This window comes from Pedobacter rhodius (assembly GCF_027213645.1).
GTDB classification, from domain to species: Bacteria; Bacteroidota; Bacteroidia; order Sphingobacteriales; family Sphingobacteriaceae; genus Pedobacter; species Pedobacter rhodius.
On record NZ_JAPWGL010000002.1, the window covers coordinates 397,001 to 411,085 of the forward strand.

10 protein-coding genes are annotated in these 14,085 nt (G+C 37.2%); 5 read left to right on the forward strand and 5 right to left on the reverse strand.

From position 1 onward, the window contains the following. Positions 1-6: 6 nt before the first annotated feature. Together O0931_RS07225 and O0931_RS07230 are read right to left on the reverse strand one after the other, a co-directional pair. The gene (locus O0931_RS07225; protein ID WP_269414889.1) at positions 7-3,189 is read right to left on the reverse strand and encodes a SusC/RagA family TonB-linked outer membrane protein; all 3,183 of its coding nucleotides are present in this window, start codon (positions 3,187-3,189) and stop codon (positions 7-9) included. 601 nt (positions 3,190-3,790) lie between these two features. Continuing rightward, positions 3,791-5,014 carry a sterol desaturase family protein gene (locus tag O0931_RS07230; RefSeq protein WP_269414890.1) on the reverse strand — a complete coding sequence of 408 codons (1,224 nt, stop codon included), beginning with the start codon at positions 5,012-5,014 and terminating at the stop codon, positions 3,791-3,793. Positions 5,015-5,172: 158 nt separating this feature from the next. Here O0931_RS07230 and O0931_RS07235 point away from each other — a divergent pair, with 158 nt between their 5' ends. The 5 genes from O0931_RS07235 to O0931_RS07255 all read left to right on the forward strand — a co-directional run bounded on the left by O0931_RS07235 (position 5,173) and on the right by O0931_RS07255 (position 10,171). Next, positions 5,173-5,931 (forward strand): ROK family protein, encoded by a 759-nt coding sequence (locus tag O0931_RS07235; RefSeq protein ID WP_269414891.1) that lies wholly within the window; start codon positions 5,173-5,175, stop codon positions 5,929-5,931. Between the two features lie 81 nt (positions 5,932-6,012). Next, a complete protein-coding gene (gene gndA / locus O0931_RS07240; protein ID WP_269414892.1) occupies positions 6,013-7,428 on the forward strand; it encodes an NADP-dependent phosphogluconate dehydrogenase in 1,416 nt (471 codons plus the stop codon). Between the two features lie 24 nt (positions 7,429-7,452). After that, positions 7,453-8,967: a glucose-6-phosphate dehydrogenase gene (zwf, locus tag O0931_RS07245; protein ID WP_269414893.1), complete on the forward strand. Its 1,515-nt coding sequence runs from the start codon at positions 7,453-7,455 to the stop codon at positions 8,965-8,967. A 103-nt stretch (positions 8,968-9,070) separates the two neighbouring features. Continuing rightward, a complete protein-coding gene (gene pgl / locus O0931_RS07250; RefSeq protein ID WP_269414894.1) occupies positions 9,071-9,796 on the forward strand; it encodes a 6-phosphogluconolactonase in 726 nt (241 codons plus the stop codon). Positions 9,797-9,805: 9 nt separating this feature from the next. Next, positions 9,806-10,171, forward strand: a complete 366-nt coding sequence (locus O0931_RS07255) for a DUF5655 domain-containing protein (protein WP_269414895.1) — start codon at positions 9,806-9,808, stop codon at positions 10,169-10,171. A 228-nt stretch (positions 10,172-10,399) separates the two neighbouring features. Here the strand turns inward: O0931_RS07255 and O0931_RS07260 are convergent, their stop codons facing one another. The 3 genes from O0931_RS07260 to O0931_RS07270 form a co-directional block, all read right to left on the reverse strand. After that, positions 10,400-11,281, reverse strand: a complete 882-nt coding sequence (locus O0931_RS07260; RefSeq protein ID WP_269414896.1) for a Ppx/GppA phosphatase family protein — start codon at positions 11,279-11,281, stop codon at positions 10,400-10,402. Between the two features lies 1 nt (position 11,282). Beyond that, positions 11,283-13,340: a polyphosphate kinase 1 gene (ppk1, locus tag O0931_RS07265; protein ID WP_269414897.1), complete on the reverse strand. Its 2,058-nt coding sequence runs from the start codon at positions 13,338-13,340 to the stop codon at positions 11,283-11,285. Positions 13,341-13,437: 97 nt separating this feature from the next. Further along, entirely contained in the window at positions 13,438-14,052 is a 615-nt protein-coding gene (locus O0931_RS07270) for a hypothetical protein (protein ID WP_269414898.1), read from the reverse strand. Between the last annotated feature and the right edge of the window lie 33 nt (positions 14,053-14,085).

Consider the following 14,085-nt stretch of genomic DNA (forward strand, 5'->3'; position numbering starts at 1 on the left):
TATTCTTTATAAGCCCACAACTAAACGTACCCCATAAGTCCTGGTAGCAGGCAACTGACCCGTTTCAAAACCTTGAACAATATCAGTTCCTGATAAGGTCCCAAATTCCGGATCGAAGGCCGGCCATGGCGACCAGATAAATAAATTACGTCCATAAGCGCCGATGGTTAATTTGGTGAAACCAATTTTCTTTAAGAAAATCCCGCCAAAGGCGAAGGTTACGTTGGCCTCCCTGAATTTTAAATAATCTGTTCTGAAAACACTTCCTTCAGCCTGGTCTGAACCATACAATGAAGTATAGAAACTTTCCAGGTTGGTTGCCACAACATCGTTTGTGCGGTAAGTTCCGTTTGAATTCTGAACAACTCCATCTCCGATAACTCCGTTATATCTTCCTGGTAAGGTTAAATTAAGCTTACCCAGGGCAGCCATCCTGGAGAAGGTAAGTGAGTGTGCTACCGCACCAAGTTGCGCATCAAATAGTCCGTTTACACTAAAACGACCGTAAGTAAGTGTGGTGCCGAAGCTGAATCTGAATTTCGGCATCGTATTACCCAGGTAAACCAATCCGGTGGATGTTTTTGCGTTACCGGTAGTAGCATCGTAAACAATCTGCCCGTCTGGTGAGCGCAGGAAGCCGTTTCCATACAAATCGCCCATACTGCCACCAACGTTCGCAACAATTTGTCCGCCGCCTAAAGCACCGGTTCGCAATACAACTGAACTATCAGCAAGTTCTACAATTTTATTGCGGTTGGCTGTAAATGTTCCTGTCAATTCCCATTTAAATTTCCCCGCCTGTATTGGTGTACCATTCACAGCCAGCTCTATACCTTTATTTTCTACCTTACCAACATTAAACACCGCTACGTTATAACCCGTTGCCCTATCTACAATACGGCTAAGAATCTGGTTTTTTGTATTCCCTAAATACGCAGCAAAATCGAAATTTAACCGGTTTTTAAATAAGCGGAGTTCTGTACCCAACTCAATTGTTGTAGTTTTAAGGGGTTTAAGGTTTGGATTTGGCAATACACTTGGATTAGTCATTGCACTATCCGGATAAATACCGTTTGAGGCTAAACTATAATTGTAAGCAGTACGATAAGGTGTGGTACCGCCACTGCCAACCTGCGAAATCGAAGCCCTTAATTTGAAGAAACTAATTTGTGATGGTAGTTTCCAAAAATCTGACAACACGAAAGATGCACTTGCCGAAGGGTAGAAAAAGCCAACGTTATCGGTTCTGAAAGGTGTGGCTAACGTACTGCTCCAATCCTGGCGCCCGGTTAAATCCAGGTATAAATAGTTTTTGTAACTGAATGATATAGCTGCATAAAAACTATTTATTCTATAGCGGGCCGTATCCGGCACCGAAACCAACGGGCTTGCATTATTTGTTAAGCTGTAAACACCGGGAACAACCAATCCATCGGCACGAAGTTCTGATTTACTGTATTGATTACGCATTTGGCTACCGCCAACATTGGCAATCATTCTAAACGATTCTGATATTTTCTTATCATATTTTAGTAAGAAATCTGCATTTACCTCGTAAGAATTAATGTCTTGCACGCGGTAAGAACCTTGCGCAAATTTATTTCCTGCAGCATCCCAGGGGCGCTGCGTTTCGCGAACATCATGGTTATAATCTATTGAACCACGGACCAGTAAACTAAGTTCATCTGTAAACTTATAATTAGCTTGCAAACTACTTAAAACACCATTTCTGCGCTGCTTATTTAAGTATTGCTCAGAAATTGCATAAGGGCTTTCAGGATTGGTTGTCGTAATGTTTACGAATTGAGTATTAACTTTTCCAGGCGCCCAATAATCGCGGTACCAATCTGTATTTACATTTGGTTGTGCAAACATAAACCAATACATTAACGATTGATTACCATAACCTGTTGCAGGTAAATTGTCGCTGTGCCGGTTATTGTAAGCGGCTTTGAAATTAACACTTAATTTTTTCGTAACGTCTGCATTTGCAGAAAATGAAGCCGATGTGCGTTCTAAACCAGTATTAGGTACAATCCATTCGTTATTGCCATGACTCGCGGAAAAACGCATTCCAACTTTTCTGTATGTTCCATCTAAGCTAACAGAATTTGAAGATTCGAAACCGGTTTGAAAAAATGCATCAACAGGATTTGGGTAAGCTACCCAGGGTGTTCTGGTTAAACCTCTTGTTTTTGTAACCGGGTCATATTGATAATACATTCCGCCCTGGTTAAAAGGCGCACCCCAGCTTGCACTTGTCGCATTGGTGCTGGGGCCGTCTTCGGTTGCACCATATGAAAAATATCCAACACCAAACTGGCCTTGCCCATATTGGTTTTGAACATCAGGACTATTACTTACCTGTTCCCAGGTGCTGTTAGACGTAAACGTAATATTAAGTTTTTTACTGTTCTTACTGCCGGATTTAGTCGTGATGATAATTGCACCATTCGCACCACGCTGTCCGTAAAGTGCCGATGCGCCCGGACCTTTTAACACGGTAACACTTTCAATATCATCAGGATTTAAATCGTTTAAAGCAGAACCAAAATCCGGAGGCATAATATCGCCGGATGTACCGTAAACGCCGCCTGAAGATGCAGCTGTACGGCGGGCAGAACTACTGGCGACAACCCCATCGATAACAATTAAAGCTTCGTTATCACCGGTTAAGTTATTCTCGCCTCTTAAAATAATTTTATTGGAAGCTGCCGGACCGCTATTACGCACCAGGTTCAAACCCGCAACTTTCCCCGACAAAGCATCTGTCCAGTTACTGGCAACGGCATTTGTAAAAGCACTGCTATCTACTTTTGTTGTAGCATATCCTAAGGATTTCTCCTCACGCTTTATACCCAGAGCGGTAACAACAACATCATTTAACTGACTTGAAGACGATTTTAAACGAATAGTAATATTATTTTCACTTTTATCAAATACTCGTTTTATCGCCGTGTATCCGATTAAATTGAAGACAACGGTGGTACCTCTTTGTACTGAAATTGAATAATTCCCGTCGTTATTGGTTACACCTAATACTTTTTTACTATTATCCGTTATGGTTATTCCAACCAAAGGTTGATTATCATCCTCATCAAGAACCGTCCCTTTAATTATTATATTTTGTGCAGGTTGCTGTGCTGATACTTTTTTTACATAAAAAGGTAAAGCTAAAAACAGTAACAATGAAATCTTAATTAAACTGCGACAGGGAATAAAAATCTGATTTTGTTTTTGAAGATTATCAGGTATGCGATCCTTTAAAGGCCGCAAAAACTGAAATCTGGATTTCTGTTGGGTAGAAATTTCGTTCATAGTTTATTTATATCCGGTTAGTATTTTAGGAAACAGGATTAATTATTTTGATCCGGATGCCGGCAAAATAACTTCACCCACGTTAAATAACTATTAACTCATCGTTAAAATTAAGGAAGCAAAGCCCATAATCTTGCGATTTATTGTTTTTATATTATTTAATGTTTCGTTAAATAAAATTAACAAAACAAATCGAAACTAAAAACAATTTATTAAAATCAAGAATCAGCGCGTAAATACAAGTTAAACTAAAGTGCAGATTGGTTTGAATTTTATGAAAAAAGAAGAAAAATCGTTTATAAAACTAAATTAATTAAACAATTTTGAGCGATAATTTTCTTTTTATAAAACAATACAAGGCGTAATAATTTTGTTACCCTACCAAAAAAGGTGTAAAACATAAAAAAATAATACGAAATCAAGCTATTGTAACAATAACATTGAAATACAAAATCGAAAGATAAAGAAACCCTTAATTAGTAGTTTTCTTATACTTTAGAACGTACTTATTATACAGACTGCTAAGCGAAAATGTTCTTTCCAGTATAATTAATAATACAACAGGGAAAATCAGGAATTTAAAAATATTAAAAGAATAAAAAATAAAGGCAAAAACAGATATCAATCTGAAACATTCTAAATAATAAATCCATTTTCTTTGTTCCAAAAGTGCGCCAATATTAATTAATGTAATCATTATAAATATTAAAATGGCTATGGCAATTAACGACGTTATGGATTCAAAAAATAGTGTCATAAATGTTAACAAGCCTACAATTAAAATCATTTGAAAGTTAACATAGCCTCTGAATTTTATTTTCTTTTCCTTGCTTTTATGCTGCAGGTATTTCAATTCTAATTCAGGCCTGATGTTTTGATCCATTAATGCCGGACTTCCAAAAACAGCTATCCATTTCGCCTTAAAGCCATCTGCCCTTTTATAAGCTTCTATAATTTCGAGGTAATAATGAAAATGTTGCCAAATGAAACTATAACTTTTGATAGGATGCGTTAAACCGTATTTTGGCGGCTCTTCTTCGGTTTGAAAGGTACCAAAAAGTTTATCCCAAAAAACAAATACGTCTCCATAATTCTTATCGAGATACTTTTCATCTGATGCATGGTGAACACCATGTAGCGACGGTGTAATAAAAACATGCTCCAGCCAGCCGATTTTGCCAATAAGTTGCGTATGCGTAAAAAATGAATATGCCCCGTGAGCCAGCAGAATTACGATTATCATACCCGGATGGAAACCGATTAATGGTAAAATGCACCAGAATACATTCCTAAAAACCGCCTGAATGGTTGTTATTCTGGCTGCTGCCGATAAATTAAATTCTTCACTTTGATGATGCACGATGTGGGCAGCCCATAGAAAATTAATTTCATGTCCTAAGCGATGGTACCAGTACCAGACAAAATCCGTTGCTAAAAGTAAAAATAGCCATACATACCACTCATTTGGAATATCAAATAAGGCGTAGTGGTTATAAATCCAATTGTAAACCTGATAAAAGCTTGCTGCAATAAATAAATTTAATAGTCGCTCTGCAATACCTACACTAAAATTAGCTACAGTACTTTCGTATTTAAATATGGAACTCTTTCTCTTTTGTCGGGCCAACCTGTACTCCATAAAAACAAAAAGGAAGAACGCAGGAATAGCAAATGCAAGGTAATTTATATTGTTCATCGCAAATTTTTATTTCATAACGATACAAACTTAAAAATATTCTACAAATTACATAGACTTAGTAGTTTATTTATTTACACATAAATTACTTCCAAATGCATTTAATATTTGTTGTTCTAATTTATTTGCAGAACTTCGATCTTACAAAAAGCATCATTATGGCGACAAAAAAACAAGCTGAAAATACCAATGTTTTATCCATAGATATTGGCGGTACGAGTATAAAGACGGTCTTATTAGATGAAAACGGCAATATGCTATCCGAGTATCTGAAATTAAAAACCCCTGATGGTGCTACACCAAAAGATATTCTTTCCGGTATTGTCGAACTTATTAAGCCGCTCCCAAATACATATAACAGAGTTTCAGTCGGTTTTCCAGGTTATGTTAAAAATGGAATTGTTAAAACAGCCCCAAATCTTGCTAAAAACAAGTGGGAAGATATAGATTTAGGACAACGCATTGCAAATACCTTGGAAAAATCAGTAAGGTTGGTTAACGATGCCGACCAACAAGGGCTTGGCGTAGTTGAAGGTAAAGGTTTTGAAATTGTGTTTACTGTTGGTACCGGATTCGGTACAGCCTTATTATTCGACGGCAATTTACTTCCTCACCTGGAACTTGCGCACTTTCCAATCAATAAAGAGGAGGATTATGACGATTATATCGGAAATAAAGCCTTTGAGAAAATCGGCGCTGAGCGGTGGAATAAACGCTTAAAAAAAGTTATCGAGATTTATAAAACCGTTTTTAATTATGACACCTTATACATCGGCGGAGGTAACTCAAAACAAATTGATTTTAAACTGGAAGATAACATCAGAGTAGTGTCGAACCGGGATGGAATTAAAGGTGGCGCAAAACTTTGGAAATTAGCTGATGGAAATAACATTAACACATTAACACCAGAGAAATAGGTTTATACATTTTTACGACATCATTAAATAAGAATATTAATTTGTAAAACCTAATTTTGAACATATATCAAAAAACAAAAAATGGCAAGTAACGATTCAAAACAATATAGATTGGGCATGATAGGCCTGGGTACAATGGGCCGGAATCTTTTACTGAACATGGCCGACAAAGGCTTTTCGGTAACCGGATATGATAAAGATCATAAGATGATTGCAAAGCTGGAAGAAGAGGGTAAAAACCATAATCTTCAAGGCTTTGATAATATCGAAAATTTCATTAACAGTATAACAACACCAAGAACTCTGGTTTTATTAGTACCTGCAGGACCTATTGTAGATAGTGTTATTGCAGAATTAAAACCACTTTTAAGTAAAGGTGATATTATTATAGACAGCGGAAACTCACATTTTACTGATACCAACCGTAGGGTTGATGAACTGGAAAAAGATGGTTTACATTTTTTTGGAATGGGCATTTCCGGTGGCGAAGAAGGCGCACGTTTTGGACCAAGCATGATGCCAGGTGGCGATAAGCAAGCTTATAATGTTGTAAAAGATATTTTCGATGCTATTGCGGCTAAAGTAAATAATGATCCCTGCGTAACCTATATTGGTCCCGGTGCTTCCGGCCACTTTGTTAAAATGGTGCATAATGGTATTGAATATGCAATCATGGAACTTATAGCTGAAGTTTATGGAATTCTTAAAAATGGCTTGGGTTATGCTAACGATGATATTTATAAGGTGTTTAAAAAATGGAATGAAGGCCGGCTTCAATCTTTTTTGTTAGAAATTACGGCTGAGATTTTCGTTTTTAAGGATGGTGATACCGGAATTGATTTATTAGACCGGATAAAAGATGAAGCCCGTTCAAAAGGAACCGGAAAATGGACGTCAGAAGTTTCGATGGAACTGCAATTACCAATTCCAACCATTAACGAAGCGGTGTCTAACCGTGACTTATCAAAATTCAAACAGTTAAGGGTAGCGCTTGAGGATGCATATGGTAAAAAGGATACCAAAATCGATGTTAATATTGAGGAACTGGAAGATGCTTTTTATTTTTCCATGATTAGTGCTTACGCCCAAGGCATGCATTTGCTGGTGCAGGCTTCTAAAGAATATCAATACGATTTAAAATTGCATGAAATTGCTAAAATCTGGAGAGGTGGTTGCATTATAAGGGCTAAATTCTTAGAGGATATCTACCAGGCTTACGAAAAAAACAATAACCTTGAACATCTTTTTGGAGATGCAGGCATCAGGGAAATTATAAAAAGCACATTAAACGGAACGCGTAAAACGGTTTCCGCATGTATAAATTCAGGCTTGGGTATTCCTGCTTTCGCTTCTACCCTAACCTATTTCGATACCATAACAACTGGCCGTATGCCTTCAAACTTAATTCAGGCGCAAAGAGATTTCTTCGGCGCACATACATTTGAACGTATTGATCAGGAAGGCGTATTCCATGCCGACTGGAATAAATTATCCTAAAACACCGATTTTAAAAACAAAAAAATGAAATCAAATACCGCATTAAATCCGACAATATTTGTAATATTTGGAGGTACAGGCGATTTAAATAAACGCAAACTCGCTCCCGCGCTTTACAACTTATTTATCGAAGGCTATATGCCTGCTAAATTCGCAGTTATCGGAACAGGGCGGACCGAATTTACAGATGATAGCTACAAAGCAGCCTTAGAAGATGCCGTAAACGAATTTTCCCGTTCAGGAAAAGTTAAAAAAGATAAATGGGAAGATTTTGGCAATACAATTCATTACTGCCCGACAGATTTTGCGCAGCCTAAAACATTCGAAAACCTAAAAGCCGCAGTAGATAAGTATCAAAAAGAATATGGCGCAAATACACAGGTGATTTTCTATCTGGCTGTGGCACCAAACTTCTTCCCGGTTATTGCAGAATGTTTACAAAAATACAAGTTAACGCAAAACGAAGACAACAGTCGTATCGTAATCGAGAAACCTTTTGGCCATGATCTGGAATCGGCCAAAGAATTGAATAAACTTTTAAGCACCATCTTTACCGAAAAACAAATCTACCGTATCGACCATTATTTGGGTAAAGAAACGGTTCAGAATATGATGGCTTTCCGTTTCGCAAACTCATTATTTGAACCCTTATGGAATCGATCGTACATCGACCATGTTCAGATTTCAGTTACGGAGCAATTGGGCGTTCAAGACCGTGGAGGATATTATGAAGGTGCCGGTGCATTGAGAGACATGATTCAAAATCACCTGTTACAATTGCTTTGCTTAATCGGCATGGAAGCGCCTATCACTTTTGATGCAGATGAAATCAGAAACAGAAAAGTTGAGGTTTTAAAGGCCATGCGTCCTTTTTCTTCAGAAGATATCCGTTTTGGAACCGTTCGCGGACAATACAGTAAAGGCTGGGTTGAAGGTAAAGAAGTTCCTGGTTACCGCCAGGAAAAAGGTGTTGATGCACATTCCAATACAGAAACTTTCGCCGCTGTTAAATTCCATATCGATAACTGGAGATGGCAGGGCATTCCTTTTTATTTAAGGACCGGAAAGCGTTTAAACCAAACTTCATCGTTAATTACAATTCAGTTCAGAGATGTTCCTCACCAGATATTTTCATCTAATGTAACCGAAAACTGGGTGCAAAATAGATTGGTTATCAGCATACAGCCGGAAATGAGCATTCGTTTACAGGTACAGGCAAAAAGGCCTGGTTTGGACATGGTTTTAAATCCTGTTGATATGGTTTTTGATTATAAAGGAACTTATGAAGGCGATACCCCGGAGGCTTATGAAACACTATTGCTCGATGCAATGATGGGCGACCAGACTTTATTTATGCGTGGCGATCAGGTTGAGGCTGCATGGGAGCTGGTTATGCCAATTTTAAATACTTGGGAAAGTAAAAAATCGATCAATTTCCCGAATTATCCGGCTGATAGCTGGGGACCTGAAGAAGCAGAGGCACTTATTGCAAGAGATGGTTTCCATTGGTTTAATCTGCCATTGAAAAATAAAGAATAATAATCAACCCGTCATCCGATGACTATCGGATGCGAGGCACGAAGCAATCTATCCTGAAAAAAAGATTGATTCGTGCCTCGCAATGACGTTATATATTAAAAATATGAACCTGCTCATTTACAAAACACTTGAAGAATTAAATCAGGATTTAGCTGATTATGTAATCAAAATTGCAGAAATGTCGATTGAGGAAAACGACCGTTTTAATTTTGTTTTAACCGGTGGTAATTCGCCAATGGAGTTATATAAAATTTTATCGATAGATTGCAAAGACAGAATTGATTGGGAAAAAGTTTACTTTTTCTTCGGTGATGAACGTAATGTGCCTGCAGATGATGAAAACTACAATGGCTTAATGGCAAAGAAAAATTTCTTTGATAATTTAAATATTGCCGAAGATCATATTTTTTATGTTAATACAACATTAGCACCGGAAAAAGCCGCAATTGAATATAAAAAAGCAATCGATAAGCACTTTAACGGAAATGATATCGTTTTCGATTTAATTTTACTGGGCATGGGCGATGATGCGCATACTGCTTCAATTTTTCCGCATACAAATTTGGTAAAAGCTGAAGAAGTGACTGTGGCTTCAGTGTTTGTAGAAAAATTAAACACCTACCGCATCAGCTTCACTGCACCATTGATTAATAAAGCTGAAAACATTGCTTTCCTTGCCTTTGGCGAGAATAAGGCCGCTGCTTTAAGTCACGTGATTGGTGATGAACAAAAAGATTTTGACACCTATCCTGCGCAGTTAATTAATCCGATTGATGGAAAACTAACCTGGTTTGTAGATGAAGCTGCAACAAAATTACTCGAAGATTAATTAAGGTATATGTCTGAAGAAAATGATTTATCAGGCTTTTTAAACGGAAAAACGGAATATACTATCGAGTTATTCCGTTTTTTTATTGATGAGTTCAGCAGGTTATCTGATGTAAATATCCGTCCTTTAAAATCAATGATATCAATTGAAGGTAAACATAATTATGTTTACATCACACAATTAGGAAAAAATTTCATCCACGTTGTATTTCATTTTAACAAACCTTTCGAAGATAACTTATGTTTTAGCAAAATTGCGCAGGTTCCGGGTACTCATCAATATAACCATCACCTCCGAATTTATTATAAAGATGATGTAAACGAAGAAGTTAAAAGTTTTATGAAAATGGCAATTTCAGGCATTAATAATGATTAATATAACTTTCATTAAATTAATAATACCATAGCTATACCAACCGGAAAAAGGTCGTCTTTCCAGGAAGGCGTTTTAGCCGACAAATCAAATCTTTATTAGCTCGTCGTCTCCCTTTAAAAAGATTGCCTGCCTACAGTAGGCAGTCTTCGCACCGGTACACAATTCAAGCTCGGTTCTCAAAGAAGATTAGTACGTAGTTATAAAATAACAATCAAACCTCAACAATGATTAATCCAATTTTTCTTCGATTAAGAGCTTGATAATACCATCGGCCATACCCACCTTAGGCACATAAATCTGTTTAATCCCCGTCCATTTCATTAAGGTTAAATAAATCTCACAGGCAGGGATAATTACGTCAGCCCTATCCGGATTTAAACCTAAAACATGAATCCTTTCTTTTAAAGAATAACTTGTTAAACGATTATACAGGGCATTCAATTTTTGTAACGACATGGGTGCGCCATCTTTTTCATCAGCCATGCGGAAAAGCTTGTTTATATTACCACCGGTTCCGATACCTGCAAGGTGTTTATGGGCCTTCGTATGTTCCTTTACCCAGTCTTTCATTTCCTCCCAGGTTTCTTCTTTATCCTGGTTATCGAGCATTCGTATGGTACCAATATTAAATGATTTTGATGCTTCGGGTACGCCCTTTACAAAAACCGAAAGTTCTGTACTACCACCGCCAACATCTATATATAAGTAGGTTTTATTTTCATCTAAATCCTGCTCAATATGGTTGGCATAAATAATATTTGCTTCCCGCTGACCTTCAATAATTTCGAGTGTAAGCGAAGTTTCATCTTTGATAAGTTTAACAATTTCCTGCCCGTTTGAAGCTTCGCGCATGGCCGATGTTGCACATGCCAGATATTCGGTAACATGATAAACATCCATCAAGTTCTTAAAAGCAGTCATTGTTTTAACCAAATCGCCGGCTTTTTTCGGCGATATATGCTGGTCTAAAAACGCATCATCGCCCAAACGCAAGGGCACACGAATCAGTGTGTTTTTTTTGTACTTATATAAACCATCCTGTTTACTGATATCAGCGATGAGTAACCTAACCGCGTTCGAACCGATATCTATAGCTGCGTATCTTAACATATTATTGATGCTTGGTTTTCAGGTAATTATAAATATCTACCTGTGCACGTGTTTTTTTGATTAACCTGTTTTTGTGGTATTTATTATTATTTTGAGCGTTTATTTGTCTGGACTTTGTATTGTCTTGCAGTTGCAAATCAATAATATCCTGAATTTCCTGTTTCACCTCAGGGTCCAGAACCGGAAAACCAACCTCTACCCGATGTTCGAAATTTCTGCTCATTAAATCGGCAGATGATAAATACATATCATTTTTACCATTATTACTAAAAATATAAACCCTGGCATGTTCCAGAAATTTATCGATAATGCTTATGGCTGTAATATTTTCGCTGAAGCCTTTAACACCGGGAACCAGGCAACAAATTCCTCTTATAATGAGCTGAACTTTAACACCTGCATTGCTCGCTTCATAAAGTTTGCTTATAATCCCTTCGTCGGCCAAACTGTTAACCTTTAAAAGAATATAGGCCAACTTTCCGGCTTTGGCATTTCTGATTTCTCGGTTAATAAAATTGGTTAGTTTGGATCTGCTTTCCAGTGGCGAAACAATTAAATACTTAAATCCTTTGGTTACGGTTCGCTTCATTAAAGCGTCAAAAAGCTTTACCAAGTCATTCGTAATTTCCTTCTTTGCGGTAAAAATACTATGATCGCAATAGAGTCCTGCCGTTTTTTCGTTGAAATTCCCTGTCGCTAAATTGGCATAATACACCGGCTTATCTTTTTCAATACGCTTAACCAGGCAAATTTTGGAATGTACTTTATAATCCGTTAATCCGTAATTAACCTTTACGCCTTCCTCCATCAGTCTGCTGGTCCAGAAAATATTTGCCTGCTCATCAAACCTGGCCTTAAGTTCTAATAAAACGGAAACATTTTTCCCGTTTTTTGCGGCATTTATTAAAGCATTAATCACTTTCGAATTTTCCGCCAAACGATAGAGCGTAATCTGGATATCCGTAACTTTTGGATCGATTGCAGCTTCCCTCAGGAACAAAATAATATAATCGTAAGATTGATAAGGTAAATTAACCAGATAATCCTTATGTGCAATTTTCGCAAATACACTTTCTGTACGGTGTAGGCCATGAACTTTTAATGGTACATTAGGCGCATACTCCAACTCTTTACCGCCGACATTAGGAAAAGCAATAAAATCGCCGAATTTATGGTAACGATTGCCCGGGATTAAACTTTCTGCTTCCAGCTTTAATTTGTTTACCAGAACGGTAAGCATATTCAGCGGCATTGCCGAATCATAAAGCAAACGCATAGGCTTACCTTTCTTACGTTTTTCTAAACTGCTTTTTAAGTCTTCGATAAACTTATCATTGATGTTCTTATCAATATCTAATTCAGCATCCCGTGTAAGCTGGATCGAGTAAGCCTCCAAATTATCATAGGTAAAAACATAAAAAATATCATCTAAACAATATCGAATAATATCTTCTGCAAGAATAATGAATTTTAAACCATTAGTTTCAGGTAAAACAAGGAAGCGTGGCAAATTCGGTGGAATTTCAATTAAGGCGTATTTCTCTTTTAACTTAATATCCTTTCTGGATAATTTAACAAAGAAATACAGAAACCTGTCCTTTAATTCGGGAAAAGGTTTATCCATATCCAACATAATCGGAACCAGATTAGAGAGGATTTTATCCCTGAAATGATTTTTAACAAAGCCGCCCCTGCTTACGTTAAGCTGGGTATCATTAAGAATGAAAATTCGATGTTGCGCCAATTCATTTATTAGCGTTGCCTGAAAAAGCTGCTCAAATTTACGTTCCTGCCTGACAACAATATTTTTAATTTCATTTAGTATTTTCTTGGGGTTAAAACCTAAAAGGGCTTTAGCTTTTTCATTCAGATTTGTTAAGCGGGTCATCGTGGCAACCCTAACCCTGTAAAATTCTTCGAGGTTGGATGAGAAAATTGATAAAAATTTGATACGTTCTATTAGAGGTACACTTTCATCGGCTGCTTCCTGAAGTACGCGTTCATTAAAATATAACCAGCTTATTTCGCGATTAAAAAAAGGTATCTTCTTTTTGCTCATTTAAAAAAATAAAAATCCCTGCGTAACAGGGATACTCAAAACTGCAAATTTATTTGTTAAGTAGGTGTTAATTCACAACCATATTAATGTTAATAAACTATTTAGCCGGCTTAACTTTAGGTGTTGCTTTTGAAACTGTCGTTTTTGTCGCTTTTGCCGCTTCAGCTTTAACCGGGGCGGCCTTTGCTGCTGTGCGGGCAAGTGGTTTGGCTTCAGTTTTTTTAATTGCTGCCGGTTTAGTGGCCGCTGCTGCTACGGCTTTCTTAGCTACAGGAGCGGCTTTCTTAACTGCTGAAGTTGCTTTTTCTATAGGTTTCGCTATCGCCTTTTCTGCTTTTTCTTCAGTTGCAATGGCAGCAACTTTCACGCTCTGAACAACAGGCTTAGCTTTTGAAACTGCTTTTTTCACAACTTTTTCAGCCTTACTGGCTACCTTGCCTACAGTTTTTTTGGCCTCTTTCTTAGCCGGTTTGGCAGAATGAATTAAGTCATCAATTTTTTGTCCTACATCTGCTTTAATTACGGTAAATTTTTTGGTCAGTTTTTTTGCGACTCTTTTGCTGGCCTTTCCGATTTCTGAACTTATCTCTGAAGCATCGTGACCCAAGTTTTTAACTACTTCCAAAAATTGAGCGGTTAAAGATTGTTCTAATTGTTTCTTGGCATCTTTTTTAGTTGTCTTTTTTTGAGTATTTGCCTTATTGGTTTTCATAATATTTTTCGTTTTTTTGTGACATCAGTAATT